The sequence below is a fragment of the Mycobacterium farcinogenes genome (genome assembly GCF_019739075.1).
Taxonomy (GTDB): domain Bacteria; phylum Actinomycetota; class Actinomycetes; order Mycobacteriales; family Mycobacteriaceae; genus Mycobacterium; species Mycobacterium senegalense.
Genome location: NZ_CP081673.1, coordinates 4,494,337 through 4,510,852 on the forward strand (window position 1 = coordinate 4,494,337; position 16,516 = coordinate 4,510,852).

The 16,516-nt window shown below is 66.9% G+C and carries 16 protein-coding genes and 1 pseudogene; 8 read left to right on the forward strand and 9 right to left on the reverse strand.

Going from position 1 to position 16,516, the window contains the following annotated elements:
• Positions 1-38: 38 nt before the first annotated feature.
• Together K6L26_RS21365 and K6L26_RS21370 are read right to left on the reverse strand one after the other, a co-directional pair.
• Positions 39-278 carry a redoxin NrdH gene (locus tag K6L26_RS21365; RefSeq protein WP_003881237.1) on the reverse strand — a complete coding sequence of 80 codons (240 nt, stop codon included), beginning with the start codon at positions 276-278 and terminating at the stop codon, positions 39-41.
• Between the two features lie 513 nt (positions 279-791).
• A complete protein-coding gene (locus K6L26_RS21370; RefSeq protein ID WP_019343307.1) occupies positions 792-1,334 on the reverse strand; it encodes an NADPH-dependent FMN reductase in 543 nt (180 codons plus the stop codon).
• Positions 1,335-1,423: 89 nt separating this feature from the next.
• Between K6L26_RS21370 and K6L26_RS21375 the strand changes: the two genes are divergently transcribed.
• Genes K6L26_RS21375 through K6L26_RS21385 form a run of 3 tightly spaced genes read left to right on the forward strand, consistent with a single transcriptional unit; the run spans position 1,424 to position 4,281 of the window.
• Complete coding sequence (locus K6L26_RS21375) at positions 1,424-2,029, forward strand: TetR/AcrR family transcriptional regulator (protein WP_036388408.1); 606 nt, start codon at positions 1,424-1,426, stop codon at positions 2,027-2,029.
• A gap of 4 nt (positions 2,030-2,033) precedes the next feature.
• Positions 2,034-3,098, forward strand: coding sequence for a DNA polymerase IV (locus tag K6L26_RS21380; protein WP_064899988.1), 1,065 nt, complete (start codon positions 2,034-2,036; stop codon positions 3,096-3,098).
• Between the two features lie 10 nt (positions 3,099-3,108).
• Positions 3,109-4,281, forward strand: a complete 1,173-nt coding sequence (locus K6L26_RS21385) for an AAA family ATPase (protein WP_064900067.1) — start codon at positions 3,109-3,111, stop codon at positions 4,279-4,281.
• On the opposite strand, the gene K6L26_RS21390 is transcribed toward K6L26_RS21385, so the two are convergent.
• A complete protein-coding gene (locus K6L26_RS21390; RefSeq protein ID WP_064899986.1) occupies positions 4,278-5,159 on the reverse strand; it encodes an SDR family oxidoreductase in 882 nt (293 codons plus the stop codon). The two genes, K6L26_RS21385 and K6L26_RS21390, sit on opposite strands and share 4 nt — an antisense overlap.
• A gap of 22 nt (positions 5,160-5,181) precedes the next feature.
• Positions 5,182-5,835 carry a TetR/AcrR family transcriptional regulator gene (locus tag K6L26_RS21395; protein ID WP_064917725.1) on the reverse strand — a complete coding sequence of 218 codons (654 nt, stop codon included), beginning with the start codon at positions 5,833-5,835 and terminating at the stop codon, positions 5,182-5,184.
• Between the two features lie 128 nt (positions 5,836-5,963).
• On the opposite strand from K6L26_RS21395, the gene K6L26_RS21400 reads away from it, so the two are divergent.
• Positions 5,964-7,445, forward strand: a complete 1,482-nt coding sequence (locus tag K6L26_RS21400; RefSeq protein WP_019343313.1) for a cytochrome P450 — start codon at positions 5,964-5,966, stop codon at positions 7,443-7,445.
• A gap of 38 nt (positions 7,446-7,483) precedes the next feature.
• Here the strand turns inward: K6L26_RS21400 and K6L26_RS21405 are convergent, their stop codons facing one another.
• Positions 7,484-7,945: a 2-isopropylmalate synthase gene (locus tag K6L26_RS21405; protein ID WP_230983361.1), complete on the reverse strand. Its 462-nt coding sequence runs from the start codon at positions 7,943-7,945 to the stop codon at positions 7,484-7,486.
• A gap of 228 nt (positions 7,946-8,173) precedes the next feature.
• Between K6L26_RS21405 and K6L26_RS21410 the strand changes: the two genes are divergently transcribed.
• The gene (locus K6L26_RS21410; protein ID WP_019343315.1) at positions 8,174-8,935 is read left to right on the forward strand and encodes a sulfite exporter TauE/SafE family protein; all 762 of its coding nucleotides are present in this window, start codon (positions 8,174-8,176) and stop codon (positions 8,933-8,935) included.
• Between the two features lie 82 nt (positions 8,936-9,017).
• Here the strand turns inward: K6L26_RS21410 and K6L26_RS21415 are convergent, their stop codons facing one another.
• Entirely contained in the window at positions 9,018-10,082 is a 1,065-nt protein-coding gene (locus tag K6L26_RS21415) for a phosphotransferase family protein (protein ID WP_064899979.1), read from the reverse strand.
• A gap of 29 nt (positions 10,083-10,111) precedes the next feature.
• Positions 10,112-10,927: a class I SAM-dependent methyltransferase gene (locus K6L26_RS21420; protein WP_064899977.1), complete on the reverse strand. Its 816-nt coding sequence runs from the start codon at positions 10,925-10,927 to the stop codon at positions 10,112-10,114.
• A gap of 161 nt (positions 10,928-11,088) precedes the next feature.
• On the opposite strand from K6L26_RS21420, the gene K6L26_RS21425 reads away from it, so the two are divergent.
• A complete protein-coding gene (locus K6L26_RS21425; RefSeq protein WP_064899975.1) occupies positions 11,089-11,763 on the forward strand; it encodes a winged helix-turn-helix transcriptional regulator in 675 nt (224 codons plus the stop codon).
• A 4-nt stretch (positions 11,764-11,767) separates the two neighbouring features.
• On the opposite strand, the gene poxB is transcribed toward K6L26_RS21425, so the two are convergent.
• Positions 11,768-13,504: a ubiquinone-dependent pyruvate dehydrogenase gene (poxB, locus tag K6L26_RS21430; protein WP_064899974.1), complete on the reverse strand. Its 1,737-nt coding sequence runs from the start codon at positions 13,502-13,504 to the stop codon at positions 11,768-11,770.
• A 70-nt stretch (positions 13,505-13,574) separates the two neighbouring features.
• The gene (locus tag K6L26_RS21435) at positions 13,575-14,342 is read right to left on the reverse strand and encodes an SDR family NAD(P)-dependent oxidoreductase (RefSeq protein WP_003881252.1); all 768 of its coding nucleotides are present in this window, start codon (positions 14,340-14,342) and stop codon (positions 13,575-13,577) included.
• Positions 14,343-14,573: 231 nt separating this feature from the next.
• On the opposite strand from K6L26_RS21435, the gene K6L26_RS21440 reads away from it, so the two are divergent.
• Both K6L26_RS21440 and K6L26_RS21445 read left to right on the forward strand, forming a co-directional pair.
• Positions 14,574-14,936 carry a hypothetical protein gene (locus tag K6L26_RS21440; RefSeq protein WP_064899973.1) on the forward strand — a complete coding sequence of 121 codons (363 nt, stop codon included), beginning with the start codon at positions 14,574-14,576 and terminating at the stop codon, positions 14,934-14,936.
• A 39-nt stretch (positions 14,937-14,975) separates the two neighbouring features.
• Positions 14,976-16,500, forward strand: a pseudogene (locus K6L26_RS21445) (ATP-dependent DNA ligase).
• Positions 16,501-16,516: the final 16 nt, after the last annotated feature.

The window sequence follows — 16,516 nt, forward strand, 5'->3', positions numbered from 1 at the left end:
CGTCCTCCGTTCCTCTCCCCTAGTGGTGATGCCTTCCGTTACGCGGTCGCCGCGACCGAGCTCAGCGCCTTGATCCGGTCGGGACGGAAGCCCGACCAGTGCTCGTTACCGGCCACCACGACCGGGGCCTGCAGGTACCCGAGCGCCATGACGTAGTCACGGGCCTCGCTGTCGAGGGTGATGTCGACCTTCTCGAACTCGATGCCCTGCTTCTCCAACGCCTTGTAGGTGGCGTTGCACTGCACGCATGCGGGCTTGGTGTACACGGTGACGGTCATCTTCGGTACGGCTCCTCTTGCGGAAAGTGAACAAACTAGACAGGTGACTGGCAACTGCTCGGGTCTTACGTTTCGCTTAAGTTCAGCGACCTTCGGGCCGCCAAAATTCCTGCCGGTCGAAGCCGCTCTCCGGCTGGTCCTGAACTGGTCCTGAAACCGACTCGGCCGGATTCGCTACGCTCCGGCCGGCTCCCGAACTGTGGTGGCCTGTCGGTCTCACAGACACTACACCTAGTGGCCGACAGTTCGAAGCCATACAACATGTTCTGAATAACATTTTTGAAATTCCCAGGTCGTAAGCTTGCCAGCAACCACGCCCACGGCGTGTCGCGCTCGACTTGACAGACCGTGTCGCGCCGCAGGAGTACATGTAGCACCGGACACCGACAAGTCCGGCCGCCGCAAAGCGCAAGACCCCCCGATAGCAAAGCCGCCGGCCGGGTCGTGACGACCCAGCCGGCGGCAAGATTTTGCCGGAAACCGGCGCGAACGGCAAAACGCGAAGACGAGCCCTCAGCCGACCTCAAGTGTGAGCTTGCCCACAATGCCGCGAAGCGCCTCGGCCACCTCGGCGTTCTCCCTGGGGTGCTTGCCGTCGAGCGACTTGGCGGGCACCGAGAGCTTGAGATCCTCGACCACGCGAGGCCCGGCGATGCCGAACGACTTACGGGTTTCGTCGTGCGCCCACACGCCGCCGTACTGTCCGAGCGCCGCCCCGACCACCGCCAGCGGCTTGTCCTTGAGCGCGCTGTTGCCGAACGGCCGCGACAGCCAATCGATGGCGTTCTTCAACACGCCGGGGATGCTTCCGTTGTATTCGGGGGTGACCACGAGCGCGGCGTCGGCCTCGGCCGCCGCGGCCCGCAGGGCGGCCACAGGCTCGGCCACGTCGGCGGTGTCGATGTCCTCGTTATAGAAGGGCAGCTCCCCCAGTCGGTCGAAGATCTCCAGCGTCACGCCGTCGGGCGCCTGCTCGACTGCCAATTCGGCGATCTGTCGGTTTACCGACGCCGCCCGCAGGCTCCCGACCAGAACCAGCACCTTCTTATCGGCCATTTACACGCTCCCTTGTTCGATTCGATCGATTCTCGCAACCATCAACCGGACTGTGGTCCGATTAATTCCGGCTGAGTTAAAGTGCAGTTGTGGCAGCCTCCGACCGCCCGACCCAGCTCGCGGGCATCGACGCGGCTCCACCCGAACGCGGGGATGCCGCTCGAAACCGCGTCCTCATCCTCGACGCCGCGCGCCGGCTCATCGCCGAACGCGGGCCCGACGCGGTCAGCACCGACGATATCGCGGTAGCGGCCGGCGTCGGGAAGGGCACGGTGTTCCGCAGATTCGGCAGCCGGGCCGGGCTGATGATGGTCTTGCTCGACGAGGACGAGACCGCACAACAGGACGCTTTCATGTTCGGCCCGCCCCCGCTCGGCCCCGGCGCGCCGCCGCTGGACCGGCTGCTGGCCTACGGTGCGGATCGGCTCCGCTTCGTGCACTGCCATCAGGCGTTGATGTCCGACGCCATCCGTGAACCCGGCCTGCGCTACTCCGGCCCGTTCGCCCTGCACCGCACCCACGTCCGGATGCTGCTCGAAACCGCGGGCACCACAGGTGATCTCGACACCCAGGCCGACGCCCTGATCGCACTGCTCGACCCCGAGTACGTCGCACACCAGATCGCCGCCGGCCGCAGTCTCGATCAGCTCACCGCGGCATGGCAGGACACGGCCCGCAAGTTGTGTGGTCACTGACGCCATGACCGCCTGGGTGCTGCATGTCGACCTCGACCAGTTCCTGGCCTCGGTCGAGTTGCGGCGCCACCCCGAACTTGAGGGCCTGCCGGTCATCGTCGGCGGCAGCGGTGATCCCACCGAACCCCGCAAGGTGGTCACCTGCGCGTCCTACGAGGCGCGTGAATACGGAGTGCACGCCGGGATGCCGCTGCGCTCCGCGGCGCGCAAGTGTCCCGACGCCACGTTCTTGCCGTCGGATCCGGCTGCCTACGACGAGGCTTCCGAACAGGTGATGGGCCTGCTGCGCGATCTCGGACACCCGCTCGAGGTCTGGGGCTGGGACGAGGCGTACCTGGGTGCCGAGGTCAGCGACCCGGTCGAGTTGGCCGAACGCATCCGCACCGTGATCGCCGCCGAGACCGGGCTGTCGTGCTCAGTGGGCATCAGCGACAACAAGCAGCGCGCCAAGGTGGCGACCGGCCTGGCCAAACCGGCGGGTGTATACGTGCTGACCGAGGCCAACTGGATGTCGGTCATGGGCGACCGCCCACCCGATGCGCTGTGGGGCATCGGCCCCAAGACCACCAAAAAGCTTGCCACGCTGGGCATCACCACGGTCGCCGATCTGGCCGCCACCGACGCCACGGTGCTCACCACAGCGTTCGGACCCACCACCGGGCTGTGGATCCTGCTGCTGGCCAAGGGCGGCGGTGATACCGAGGTGAGCTCGCAACCGTGGATTCCGCGCTCACGCAGTCACGTCATCACGTTCGCCCGCGACCTCACCGAACGCGCCGACATGGACGACGCGATCCGGGACCTGACCCGAAAGACCCTCGACGAGGTGGTGGCACAGGGACGTATCGTCACGCGAGTGGCGGTCACGGTACGCACCAGCACCTTCTACACCCGCACGAAGATCCGCAAGCTGAGTGCGCCGAGCACCGACGCCGGGGTCATCACCGAGACAGCACTGTCGGTGTTCGATCAGTTCGAACTCGACCGGCCGATCCGACTGCTCGGGGTGCGCCTGGAACTCTCGATGGACGATGTTCCGTCCGCCTCGAATGTCACCGCCCACCAATAGCCTCGACGTCATGCTGCAGACCATCGCGATCCGGGGCTACCGCTCGCTGCGGGAGGTGATCTTGCCGCTGGCCGAACTCACCGTGGTCACCGGCGCCAACGGCACCGGCAAGTCCTCCATCTATCGGGCGTTGCGACTGCTCGCGGACTGCGGGCGCGGCCAGGTGATCGGCTCACTGGCCCGCGAGGGCGGCCTGCAGTCGGTACTGTGGGCGGGCCCTGAACAGCCCAATGAGCAGACCCAGGGCACCGTCCGAACCCGTCCGGTGTCGCTCGAACTAGGTTTCTCCGCAGACGATTTCGGCTACCTCGTCGACTTGGGGCTGCCGCAGATGGCGGGCACCGGCCCGACGGCGTTCGCACAGGACCCCGAGATCAAGCGCGAGGTGGTGTTCGCCGGGCCTGTGTTGCGACCCGCCTCGACACTGGTGAGCCGCACCCGTGAGTACGCCGAGGTCGCCGCGCAATCGGGCCGCGGCTTCGACGAATTGACCCGCTCCCTGCCGAGCTACCACAGCGTGCTGGCCGAATACGCCCATCCGCATGCCCTTCCGGAGCTGTCCGCGGTCTCCGACCGGCTGCGCGATTGGCGGTTCTACGACGGGTTCCGGGTGGACGCCGCAGCGCCGGCCCGCCAGCCGCACGTCGGCACCCGCACGCCGGTGCTCTCCGACGACGGCGCCGACCTGGCCGCAGCGGTGCAGACCGTCATCGAGGCCGGCTTCGACGACCTGGAACGCGCGGTGGCCGAGGCGTTTGACGGCGCCGCGATCACGGTCGCGGTCAACGACGGCTTGTTCGACCTTCAGCTACGCCAACGCGGCATGCTGCGTCCACTGCGGGCAGCCGAATTGTCGGACGGCACATTGCGTTTCCTGCTGTGGGCGACGGCTCTGGCCAGCCCTCGGCCACCGTCACTGATGGTGCTCAACGAGCCGGAGACGTCGTTACACCCCGACCTCGTCCGTCCTCTGGCATCTCTGATCAGATCCGCCACAAAACAGTCGCAGGTAGTGGTGGTGACGCATTCGCACGCCCTGCTGGATTTCCTCGACACCTCCCCGGCTGCTGACGAGGACCGGGGCGACGCGATCGAGGTGGAGCTCTACAAAGACAGGGGCGAGACGAAGGTGACCGGGTTCGGCATGCTCAACACACCGTCCTGGCATTGGGGAAAGCGCTAGCGCCGCACCGATTTCGGCCGCAACGCACGGCTGAACAGCACGTTGACCTGACGCATCGCCACGCTGTACGGCCACCACGCCACGCGCTTGAACGCGTACAGGGCGCGGATGTCGGGCGAGGTGTAGATCAGGAAGCGGTTGCGCGCCATACCGGCCAGGATCTTGTCGGCGGCCTGCTCTGGTGAGATGGCGTGGCCGGCGAACCGGTCCACCCACTTCTGGACGTTCGGGTCCTCCCGGTCCACACCGGCGATCTGAACCGTCTGCACCAGGCCGGTTTTCACCGCACCGGGTACCACGACGGACACCCCGATGCGGTGCCTGGCCAGATCGAAACGCAGCACTTCGCTCAGGCCGCGCAGCCCGTACTTGCTGGCGCTGTAAGCACTGTGCCAGGGCAGCGCGACAATGCCTGCGGCCGACGACACATTCACCAGGTGCCCGCCGCGGCGGGCCTGCACCATGGGCGGCAGAAACGTCTCGATCACGTGGATCGGGCCCATCAGGTTGACGTCGATCATCGAGCGCCAGTGTTGATGCGTGAGTTTGTCGACTGTCCCCCAGGCCGAGATACCGGCGATGTTCATCACCACGTCCATCGACGAGTGCGCCGCGTGGACGTCGTCGGCGAAGGCCGCCACTTGGTCATAGTCGGAGATGTCCAGGGCCCGGTGCGCGGGCACCTGGGCACCCAGCGCCCTGGCGTCGGCCACAGTCTGGGTGAGACCGGCTTCGTCGCGGTCGGTCAGGTACAGCTCAGCGCCCCGGGCGGCCAGCGCCAGCGCGGTGGCCCGGCCGATGCCGCTGGCAGCGCCCGTGATCAAGCATTTCTTGCCGCGAAAGTCCGCCCGACCGTTACCCGCGGTATCGCTCCCCATAGCGGTGACCTTACCTGTGGCGCTAGCCCTGTTGGCCACCCCACAGTGCGTTGAGCCACAGGCGCTCGACGACGTCGAGCGCGCGGGCCGGATCGGCGCTGCGGCCGACAAAGGCAGAGTCGTGCGACAACGTCATCGCCGTGGTGGCCACCAGGGTTCGGACCAGGGCGGGAAGGTCATCGGAAATGGGGTGGGCGCCCTGGTCTTGTTCGACGAGGCCGACGATCTTGTCGATCACGGCATCCTCGAAATCGTTCATCAGATCGCGGATCTGCGCATCGGTGTTCTGGGCCACGGTGCAGGCAGCCATGATCGGGTCGTTGGTGGCGAAGACGGCTTTCGCGCTGCCCACCATTCGTTCGGCGAAAGCCGCGGGGGCCTCGCCGGTCTCCCGGGGGGCGTAGTCGTGCGTCAGCGCGGCGAGTTCCTCCATCGCGTCGGCGAGGATCACGGCCAGCACCGCGTACTTGGAGTCGAAGTAGAAGTAGAAGCCCGACCGAGCCACCCCGGCGCGTTCACTGATCGTGCTCACCGACAGATCGGCGAAGGAGTGCTCTTCGAGCAGCTCCCGCACAGCCGTCACGATGGCTTCGCGTTGCCGGTCGCCTCGGCTCCGGCGAGCCTGCGGACGCCCGGTCGAGTCATCGCCGCTCGTGGGTATCGATTCGGCTGTCATGGCATTAGACCTTTGCACCCGCGACGCGCCAGTTCAAAACTTGACATGCGTCAAGTCTGGCAGTCAGGATGGCCACAAGTGGTGAGTTCGACCACACTTCGTCAGGCTTTTATGGTCAGGAGCGGCCCATGGCAACCATCAGCACCCCGCATTACCTGCTCGATCAGGCCAAGCGCCGGTTCACCCCGACGCCCAACACGCTGCCGGGCATGGGCGCGCTGGAAAAGAAGCTCAAGGCCAAGAACTGGGACCAGTTCGTGTTCGCGGAACCGCCGGCCGGCAGTGGGCTCAAACCGATCAGCGGTGATTCCGGTTTGCCGATCATCGGCCACATGATCGAGATCTTCCGCGGCGGTCCGGACTTCATCCTGGAGCTCTACCGCAAGCACGGCCCGATTTACTACGCCCAGTCCCCCGCGCTGTCGTCGGTGATGGCGCTGGGCCCCGATGCCACCCAGGCGGTGTTCTCCAACCGCAACAAGGACTTCTCGCAGCGCGCCTGGGATCCGGTGATCGGCCCCTTCTTCGAGGGCGGCCTGATGTTGCTCGACTTCGACGAGCACATGTTCCACCGCCGCATCATGCAGGAGGCGTTCACCCGCACCAGGCTGTCCGGCTACATCTCCCACATCGACTCGGTGGCCTCGTCGGTGCTCGCCAACGACTGGGTGGCCAACGACCCACGGTTCCTGCTGCACCCGGCGATGAAGGAGCTCACCCTCGACATCGCCTCCGAGGTATTCATGGGTGTTCCGGCAGGCACCGACCGTGCCCTGGTGACCACCGTCAACAATGCGTTCACCACGACCACGCGCGCCGGCAATGCGATCGTGCGCACCTCTGTACCGCCGCTGAAGTGGTGGCGCGGCATCCAGGCCCGCAAGACCCTGGAGGACTACTTCGCCAGCCGCATCAGCGAGAAGCGGCGTTCGGAGAGCACCGATATGTTCAGCGTGCTGTGTCATTCCGCCGACGAGGACGGGCAGAGCTTCACCGACGACCAGATCATCAGCCACATGATCTTCCTGATGATGGCCGCCCACGACACGTCGACCTCGACGATGACGACCATGTGCTACCACCTGGCGGCCAACCCCGAGTGGCAGGACCGCCTGCGCGACGATTCGGCCCGTATCGGTGACGGCCCGGTGGACTTCGAGGCGCTGGACAAGCTGGAAACCTATGACCTGGTGATCAACGAGTCGCTGCGGATGATGACCCCGCTGCCGTTCAACTTCCGCCAGGCCGTGCGTGACACCGATCTGCTGGGCTACTTCATCCCGGCCGGTACCAGCGTGGTGACCTGGCCGTCGATCAACCACCGGCTGCCCGAGCTGTGGACCGACCCGGACAAGTTCGACCCGGAGCGTTTCGCCGAGCCTCGCAGCGAGCACAAGAAGCACCGCTACGCGTTCGCCCCGTTCGGCGGAGGCGCACACAAGTGCATCGGCATGGTGTTCGGCCAGCTGGAAATCAAGACCGTGATGCATCGCCTGCTGCGCCGCTACAAGCTGGAACTCGCCAGCCCCGATTACCGGCCGCACTACGACTACGGCGGCATGCCGGTGCCGATCGACGGCATGCCGATCGTGCTGCGCCCGCTGCACTGAGTCAATCGACCACCTGGCCGGTCATGCGGACTGACGGCTCAGGCTGCTGTCATCAGTCGATTGGCACAGGCGACCACCGCCGACAGCGCCGACTGCACCGGGTCATCGGACAGCCCCATGGCCCAACGGCGATGCAGGCCGTCGCAGCCTTCGATGAAGGTGGCGGTCTGCCCGTCGGTCGGCAGCTGATGGAACGACGTCGTTTCGACACTGACGCCGCATTCGTGCAACATCGCGGTCAGCGCCGCCACGGGTCCGCTGGCGGCTGTCGTCGAGGTGGCGATCGTGTCGCCGATGGCCAGTGTGGCGCGGTAGTTGCGGGCCTGTGGCCCGAGTCTGCTGCCGGGGGCGCGCTCGTCGGCGCAGCTGAACTGCCCGAGCCGCAGCGGCCCTGCGGACGGTGCGTATTCGTCGAGGAACTGTTCCCACGACGCTGACTCGCCGGCTGCGCGCAGACCGCGCGGCAGCGGGTTGGTGAAATGAGCGGCGAATGACGACATTGCGCTCGATTGCGGTGCGGATGTGCTGGTGTGCATGTGCCGGTCTTCCCTGACTCGAGGAGGAAGTGACCGACGATGTAGCGAACGACCCACAGCGAGGGGTCGGTCTGATCAGACCCCGCTGCGGGTTGCTACTACGAGTCGCCTTGGCACGTTGGCGATGCTAGACCCAGCCCGGCCGGTGATGCAAACACTTTGACTCCGTAGTCTCGGCCGGGTGGGAACCACATGAGCGTCGGTGAGGTCATCCTGCTCCTCGTCGCCGGCATCGGCGGCGGACTCACCGGCAGTATCGCCGGTCTGGCCTCCGTGGCCACCTATCCCGCGCTGCTGCTCATCGGGTTGCCACCGGTGACCGCCAACGTGACCAACACCGTGGCGTTGGTGTTCAACGGCATCGGTTCGGTGTGGGGGTCGCGGCCCGAACTCGCCGGGCAACGCGCCTGGATCAAACGCATCATCCCCGTCGCGATCGCCGGCGGTGCGGTCGGCGCGGCCCTGCTGTTGTGCACCCCGGCCGAGGGTTTCGAGCAGGTGGTCCCGCTGCTGTTGGCGTTCGCGTCGGTGGCGATCCTGCTGCCACGTGGCCGGCAGCGCCCGACCCGGGTGGCCGATCACCGGGAGCATCGGATCAAGGTGGCCATGGAGGCCGCGGCGATCTTCTTGATCACCATCTACGGCGGCTACTTCGGTGCTGCTGCCGGCGTGCTACTGCTGGCGCTGTTACTGCGGACCGGGGGCGCGACGCTCGCGCACGCCAACGCCGCCAAGAACGTCATCCTCGGCGTCGCCAATTCAGTTGCCGCGGTGGCGTTCGTCGTAGTGGCACCGGTGTATTGGCCGGCCGTCATCCCACTGGGCGCCGGGTGTCTGATCGGCTCACGCCTGGGCCCGGTGATCGTCCGGCATGCCCCCGCCGCCCCGCTGCGATTCCTGATCGGCGCGGCCGGCGTGGCACTTGCCGTCAAACTCGCCCTCGACACGTACTGATTTCCCAGCGCGAGCAGACATCTATGTACCCAAAACTCCGGCGTGTCGGGTACATATGCGTCTTCTGGCCGTATTAGTCGGACTACTCGAAGGGACTGTCCCCCTTGGCGACCCGGGTCCCGAGCATAAGCAGGTTCTCCGCCGAGGCGTGCAGTTGCTCGCCGGCCTCGCGGCTGGCCCGCCCGGCGAGGTATCGCGACCAGGTGCCCTCGATGACGATGCCCAGCTTGAAGCAGGCCAGTGCCACATACCAATCCAGCCGGTCGGTCTGCCGGCCCCCGGCGGCGCGGTAGGCCTCGATGAGCTCACTGCGGTGCGCCAGGCCACCGAGCGCGGCCAGCCCCGAACCCGCGTTGATCGGATTGGGTTCGTCGGGCCAGCACACCAGCATCCACCCGAGATCGAGCAGCGGATCGCCGACGGTGCACATCTCCCAGTCGATGAACGCGGCGAGTTCCGGCTTGTCCCAGCGCAACAGCACATTGTTGAGGTGGGCGTCGCCGTGCATGATGCCGGGTTCGGCGTCGGGCGGCCGATTGTCCTCCAGCCACTGGGCCAGCTCCCCCACACCCGCCAAGGACTCGGGTGAGTAATGCTCGTGGCGGTAGCTGTCGAGCAGCCCGAGAAACTGCGGAACCTGGCGGGCCAGAAATGATCCCGGCCGGCGGATGGCGGCGAGCTCACTGTTTTCCCATGACACGTTGCCGAGTTCGGCCAGGCTGCCCGCGTAGGACAACCCGACCCGGTAACGCAGGTCCGCGTCGTCCTGATAAGCCTGGCTCACCTCGGTGCCCGGGTTGAACCCGTCGACCTCCTCCATCAGGTAGAACACCACGCCGATCACATCGAGATCGGTGCACGCGGCGATGAAACCCGGATGCGGCACGGCCGAGCCCGCCAGCGTGCGCAGCACCGCGATCTCCCGCAGCATGGTCTTGTCGCTGGTCGGCCTGGGATGTAAGGGCGGGCGCCGCAACACCATTCGGCGCCCGTCGACGTTCATGCCCACCACGATGTTCTGGGTGCCGCCGGTCAACGGCGCCACATCGGTCAGGGTCGTTCCGATCCGCTGCTCTTGCAGCCAGCGGCCGATGGCGTCTTGATCGGTGGCACTGAGCGTCGGCAATTCCTGTACGTCGTCGGGCATGCAGTCATGGTGCCAGTTGCCAGGGGCGATCAGTACCGGTTCGCCACTGTCAGTAGGTATTCCCAGGGCATCGTGGTGCCGGTGAGGAACTTGTCGCCGAGCGCGGCGATCTCGGCGTCCAGTTGCGCGACGCGATCGGCGTCGGCGGCGATGGCCCGGTACGCCGAGATCGTGGGGCCGTAGGCGGATTTGAAGTGGTCGCGGAATGCCGCGCCGTCGGGGTAGGCGGTGACGTTCAACTGCCTTCGCTCACAGTGGACATCCCGCACCCCGTTCCCGAGCAGGGTGCGCACATGCTCCTCGTTTCCCCACAGCGGCGGCGGTGACACTCCCGGAGGCGGAGCGGGCACATACGGCTTCATCGTGGCGAACAGCTGCCCGATGAACCCCTCTGGGGTCCAGGAGATCAGGCCGATGCGTCCGCCCCGGCGCGTCACCCGCAGCAGTTCGTCCGCGGCCTGCTGGTGGTGCGGGGCGAACATCACGCCGATGCAGGACAGGACCGTGTCGAAGGAGCCGTCGTCATACGGCAACGCCTCGGCGTTGGCCTCGGCCCAGTCGATGGCCATCCCGGCCTCCGCGGTCAGCCGGCGTCCCTGTTCGACGAGTTCAGGACACAGGTCACTGGCGGTCACCCGGGCGCCGGCCGCGGCCGCGGGAATCGCGACGTTGCCGGTCCCGGCCGCCACGTCCAGCACGCGGTCACCGGGCCCGACGCCGCTGGCTTCGACCAGGACAGGCCCGAGCGGACGCACGATGTTGGCGGCGATCGCCGCATAGTCCCCCAACGCCCACAGCGCCCGGTGCTTGGCCTCCAACTCCCTGTCGGTGGTCGTGACGTTCATGGCGAGCTCCTCTCGGATGTTCGCTTCATCGTCGACCCGCGGGGTGTGTGCAATCCAGTACCAGATCTGTAGCGGGTCAGGTTCTGGATCTGTACTGGCTTCCGGGCCCTGAGAGCGGTGTACTTAGAAAGCCGCGCACCCTCCCGGGAGGTACACCGCCGATGTCGACATATGGCCAGTTCTGTCCCGTGGCCAAGGCCATGGAATTGCTCGACGAACGCTGGACCTTGCTCGTGGTCCGGGAACTGCTGCGGGGCAGCGCCCACTTCAACGACCTGCGCCGAGGGGTGCCGAAGATGTCGCCGGCGTTGTTGTCCAAGCGGTTGAAGTCCCTGGCCCGCGCCGGGGTCGTCGAGCGTTCCGAGACAGACGGGCGGACAACTTATTGCCTCACCCCCTGCGGCCAGGAGCTCGCCGCAGTGGTCGATGCGCTCGGCTCGTGGGGGGTTCGGTGGATCGGTGAGCTGGGCGAGCAGGATCTCGATCCGCACCTGCTGATGTGGGATATGCGCCGCACCATTCCCGTCGACGACTGGCCGCGATCGCGCACCACCGTGGCGTTCGTCCTTGACGGGGTGGCGCCCAAGGCATCGAGGTGGTGGCTGACGGTGAGTGACGGGCAGGCCGATGTGTGTGATTTCGACCCCGGCTACGAGATAGCCGGCACCGTGCAGGCTCACCTGCGCTCGCTCATCGAGATCTGGCGAGGTGACATCGGCTGGGCCCGTGCGGTGCTCGACGGCAGCGTCGCGCTGTCAGGGTCCGCCGAAGTGCGCCGGGCCATTCCGAAATGGCTGGGCCAGAGCACGGCAGCGGCGATTCCGCGACCGGCCTGAGTGCTCAGTCCAGGATGCGGCGGCCCACGTTCGTGGTGACCAGGTCCAGGAGTTCGTCGGCTCGTCCGGCCAGGATGGTGCGAATCGCATAGAGCGAGAAGCCTTTTGCCTGTTCGACGGTGATCGCCGGCGGTATCGACAGTTCTTGGCGCGCGGTGTGGACGTCGACCACGGCGGGGCCGTCGTACCTGAGGGCATCGCCGATCGCTCGTTCCAACTCACCCGGTTCGGTGACCCGGCGACCGAACACGCCCATGGCCTGGGCGACTGCGGCGAAATCCGGATTGACCAGGTCGGTGCCGAAGGTGACGATGCCCGCGGCCTTCATCTCGAGCTCGACGAAGTTCAGCGACGAGTTGTTGAACACGATGACCTTGACCGGCAATCGGTTCTGGATCAGCGTCACCAGCTCACCGAAGAGCATGGTCAGGCCGCCGTCACCGGCCAGCGCGACCACCTGTCGATCGGGGAAGGCGGTCTGCGCACCGATCGCGTGCGGCAGAGCGTTGGCCATCGTGCCATGGTTGAACGACCCAATCAGCCGGCGTCTGCCGTTCATGGTCAGATACCGCGCCGCCCACACCACCGGTGACCCGACGTCACAGGTGAACACCGCGTCGTCGGATACCAGCCGGTTGGCAAGCGCGGCAACATATTCCGGACGGATCGGGGTCTTGTCGCGATCGTTGACGGCCAGTGAGTCCAGCTGTGCTCGAGTCTTACGGTAGTGCTTCAGCGATCGATCCAGGTGGTCGCGGTCGGTCTTGGGCCGCAGGAGTGGCTGCAGCGCGGCCAGGGTGTCGGCGACGCTGCCGCGCAAGCCCAGATCGATCGGCGTCCGGCGACCGAGGTTGCGACCGCGGATGTCGACCTGGATGACGGTGGCACCCTCGGGATAGAACTGCTGATAGGGAAAGTCGGTGCCCAGCATCAGCAGCGTGTCGGCCTCCTTGATGGCCTTGTAGCCGGAAGCGAAGCCGAGCAGTCCGGTCATGCCGACGTCGAACGGATTGTCGTACTCGATGAATTCCTTGCCGCGCAACGCATGCACGATCGGTGCCTGCAGGGTCGACGCCACTTCGATCAGGGCGTCGTGCGATCCGGCGACCCCCGCACCGCCCAGGATGGTGACCCGCTCGGCGGCATTGAGGATGTCGGCCGCGCGCCGGACCGACTCGTCGTCGGGGCGCACGATGGATCGAGTGGGCCGGACCGGGCAGGTCGCCCAGCCGGTCTCCCCCGCGCGCTGCAGGAAGATCTCGCCGGGAATGACGACGACCGCCACGCCGTTATCCTCGACCGCTGCCCGCATGGCCATCTCGAGGATGCGCGGCGCCATCTCGGGGGTGCTGACCAGCTCGCAGTAGACACTGCACTCGCGGAACAGATCCTGCGGGTGGGTTTCCTGGAAGTATTCGGAGCCGATCTCGGTACGCGGAATGTGGGCAGCGATGGCCAGCACGGGCACGCGGCTGCGCTGCGCATCGAACAGCCCGTTGATCAGGTGCAGATTGCCCGGGCCGCAACTGCCCGCGCATACGGCCAGTTGACCGGTCAACGCGGCGTCGGCGGCCGCGGCGAAGGCGGCGGTCTCCTCGTGCCGGACGTGCTGCCAGGTGAGCTCGCCGCTGCGGCGGATCGCGTCGGTGAATCCGTTGAGGCTGTCACCGGGAAGTCCGTAGACCCTTCGCACCCCGCTCAGCGTCAGCGCCGAGATGACTTGGTCTGCAATGGTCGCCACGACGCCTCCCCGGTCTGCGATTTCGGGGTGATCGGCGGCGGCCGGCGCCGCTGATCACCCCGAAGTCACTCTACTTGGGGGCGAAGCGCTGGCCGGCGTCCAAACGCAGGCACTGGCCGTTGAGCATGGCGTTCTCGGCGATCGCCACGGCGAGCTTGGCGTACTCCTCGGGCTTGCCCAGGCGCTTGGGGAACGCGGCGTCCTTGGTCAGCACGGCGGCGAACTCGTCAGGGATGCCCTCGGTCAGGCCGGTGGCGAACAGGCTCGGGGCGATCGCCAGTACCCGGATGCCCAAGCTGCCGAGATCCCTTGCCATGGTCAGGCACATGCCCGCGATCGCCGCCTTGGACGCGGTGTAGGCGACCTGGCCGATCTGGCCCTCGAACGCCGCGATCGAGGCCGTGTTGATGATGACGCCGCGCTCCTCGGCCTCGGCATCGACCGGCTCGTTCTTGCTCATGTGCCAGGCCGCCAGGCGGCTGATGTTGAAGGTGCCGATGAGGTTGAGGTCGATGGTCGACCGGAACGAATCCAGGCTGTGCGGACCGTCCTTCTTGATGGTGCGCTCGCCGATGCCGCCACCCGCGGTCGTCACGATGATGTGCAGGCCACCCAACGCCGCGACGGCCTCTTCCAGCACCTTCTCGGTGCCGTCGAAGTCAGTGACGTCGACGGCGAAGAACGAGCCGCCGATCGCGTCGGCCACTTCCTGGCCCTTGGATTGCGGCCGGTCCAGCACAGCCACGCTGGCACCCCGCTTGGCCAATGCCTCGGCGGTGGCGCGGCCGAAGCCCGACGCGCCGCCGACGACGATAGCCTTCTTGCCTTCGATCTCCATCTAGCTCCCTTTCCAAAAGTGACCGAAATCGTAAAGCAACCTATCGCATCGAGCCTTCCCGTAAGCCTTTCGGGTTCGATGCGTTGACCCCTTGCGTCCCCTCAGCACCGCGACCGTGCGTGTTTGTCCCCCGACACTCCGCATATCGCCGGCATTCGGCGCACCCTCGCCGCTACCGAGCGTGCGTAAATCCCTCGACGCCGTCACCGAGAACGAATAGGTTCGCCTGCCATGACACCCGCCGAGCTGTGGCGCGAGAAGCTGCGCCGGTCCCTGCTGTCGGCACGTAAGTCCCGCGACACCGTCGGCGTCTCCGCGATCCGGTCGGCGTTGAGCGCCCTCGACAATGCCGAGACACCGCAGGCCGATCAGACCGATACCCGCATCGGCGGAACGATCGCGGGGGCGGCGCCCGGGGTGGGTTCGACCGAGATCGCCCGCCGGGTGCTCACTGACGCCGAGATTCGTGGCCTCATTCAGTCCGAGGTCGATGAACGGCTCATGGCAGCCGACGAATACATCGCGACCGGACATCACGAGCGGGCCACGGACCTGCGGTCTCAGGCCGCCGTTTTGGCGCAGGTGCTCAGCTGAACATCAGAGATTGTCCGAGTCCCGTGGCACGCTGAGGGCGTGTTGCTCGCCGACGTCGCCGCCGCGTCCTCCGATATCGCCGGGGCCTCGGCGCGGCTGGCCAAGATCGACCGCATCGCCTCCCTGCTGGCAGCGGCTGCGGCAGACGGCGACGCACGCGCGGTGGCGGTGACGGTGTCATGGCTGTCCGGCGAGTTGCCGCAGCGTCAGATCGGTGTCGGGGTGGGCCTCGTTGCGCTCGCTGCCGGCGCCCGCGCAGGCCCCGACGTTGACCGTCACCGGCGTCGATACCGCATTCACCGAGATCAAGGGAATCGCCGGCAAGGGTTCGCAGGCGCTGCGCGCCGAGGCGGTACGCAACCTGTTCGGTGCGGCCACGAACACCGAACAGACCTTCCTACGGCGGCTGTTGGGCGGTGAACTACGTCAGGGCGCGCTGGCCGGGGTGATGGCCGACGCGGTCGCGCGGGCATCTGACATCCCGGCGGCCGAAGTCCGACGAGCGGCCATGCTCGCCGGCGACCTGCCCGCCGTGGCCGCCGCGGCGCTGACCCGTGGGCGCGCCGCCCTGACCGAGTTCGCCTTGCAGGTCGGCCGCCCGGTCGGGCCGATGCTCGCACAGACCGCGACCGATGTCGCCGACGCACTCGAACGTCTCGGTGGTACAGCGGTTCTGGAGGCCAAGCTGGACGGTGCCCGAGTGCAGATCCACCGCAAGGGATCGGAGGTGTCGGTGTTCACGCGCAGCCTCGACGACGTGACCCATCGACTACCCGAGGTGGTCGAGGCGACACTGGCCCTACCGGCCACGGACCTGATCGCCGACGCCGAGGCCATCGCGCTGCGCCCGGACAACCGCCCGCAGCCGTTTCAGGTCACCGCCGCCCGGTTCGGCCGCAAGACCGCCAACGATCTCGAACCGTTGTCGGTGTTCTTCTTCGACCTGCTTCACATCGACGGCCAGGATCTGCTCGATCTCCCCACCGGGCAACGGTTGAGCGCCCTCGACGCGCTGGTACCGCGGGACCAGCGCGTCGATCGCGTCGTCACCACCGAGAGTGCGGTCGCGCAGGAGTTCCTGGACCGCACCCTCGCGGCAGGGCACGAGGGCGTGATGGCGAAATCGCCCACAGCGCCCTATGAGGCCGGACGCCGTGGCGCGGGTTGGCTCAAGGTCAAGCCCGTGCACACCTTGGACCTGGTGGTACTGGCCGTCGAACGCGGGTCCGGACGGCGGACCGGCAAGCTGTCCAACATCCACCTCGGTGCCCGGGATCCGGACACCGGCGGCTACGTGATGCTGGGTAAGACGTTCAAGGGCATGACCGACGCCATGCTGGCCTGGCAGACGGACCGGTTCAGGGAACTGCAGGTCAGCGACGACGGCTGGCTGGTCACGGTCCGGCCCGAGCAGGTTGTGGAGATCGCGTTCGACGGCGTCCAGCGGTCGAGTCGTTATCCGGGCGGGGTCGCGCTGCGTTTCGCCCGGGTGCTGCGCTACCGGGATGACAAGGCACCCGAGGAAGTCGACACCATCGACACCGTGCGCGCTTACCTCACCTGACCGGTCCGCGGATTCC

What these genes read in the sequence shown, in the direction of transcription:
- K6L26_RS21395 (WP_064917725.1), bottom strand. Translation starts at nt 5,835, where the DNA reads ATGACAGCCGAATCGATACCCACGAGCGGCGATGACTCGACCGGGCGT.
- K6L26_RS21440 (WP_064899973.1), top strand. Translation starts at nt 14,574, where the DNA reads ATGACACCCGCCGAGCTGTGGCGCGAGAAGCTGCGCCGGTCCCTGCTG.
- K6L26_RS21390 (WP_064899986.1), bottom strand. Translation starts at nt 5,159, where the DNA reads ATGGGGAGCGATACCGCGGGTAACGGTCGGGCGGACTTTCGCGGCAAG.
- K6L26_RS21380 (WP_064899988.1), top strand. Translation starts at nt 2,034, where the DNA reads ATGACCGCCTGGGTGCTGCATGTCGACCTCGACCAGTTCCTGGCCTCG.
- K6L26_RS21415 (WP_064899979.1), bottom strand. Translation starts at nt 10,082, where the DNA reads ATGCCCGACGACGTACAGGAATTGCCGACGCTCAGTGCCACCGATCAA.
- K6L26_RS21400 (WP_019343313.1), top strand. Translation starts at nt 5,964, where the DNA reads ATGGCAACCATCAGCACCCCGCATTACCTGCTCGATCAGGCCAAGCGC.
- K6L26_RS21370 (WP_019343307.1), bottom strand. Translation starts at nt 1,334, where the DNA reads ATGGCCGATAAGAAGGTGCTGGTTCTGGTCGGGAGCCTGCGGGCGGCG.
- K6L26_RS21425 (WP_064899975.1), top strand. Translation starts at nt 11,089, where the DNA reads ATGTCGACATATGGCCAGTTCTGTCCCGTGGCCAAGGCCATGGAATTG.
- K6L26_RS21385 (WP_064900067.1), top strand. Translation starts at nt 3,109, where the DNA reads ATGCTGCAGACCATCGCGATCCGGGGCTACCGCTCGCTGCGGGAGGTG.
- K6L26_RS21365 (WP_003881237.1), bottom strand. Translation starts at nt 278, where the DNA reads ATGACCGTCACCGTGTACACCAAGCCCGCATGCGTGCAGTGCAACGCC.
- K6L26_RS21405 (WP_230983361.1), bottom strand. Translation starts at nt 7,945, where the DNA reads ATGTCGTCATTCGCCGCTCATTTCACCAACCCGCTGCCGCGCGGTCTG.
- K6L26_RS21420 (WP_064899977.1), bottom strand. Translation starts at nt 10,927, where the DNA reads ATGAACGTCACGACCACCGACAGGGAGTTGGAGGCCAAGCACCGGGCG.
- K6L26_RS21435 (WP_003881252.1), bottom strand. Translation starts at nt 14,342, where the DNA reads ATGGAGATCGAAGGCAAGAAGGCTATCGTCGTCGGCGGCGCGTCGGGC.
- K6L26_RS21410 (WP_019343315.1), top strand. Translation starts at nt 8,174, where the DNA reads ATGAGCGTCGGTGAGGTCATCCTGCTCCTCGTCGCCGGCATCGGCGGC.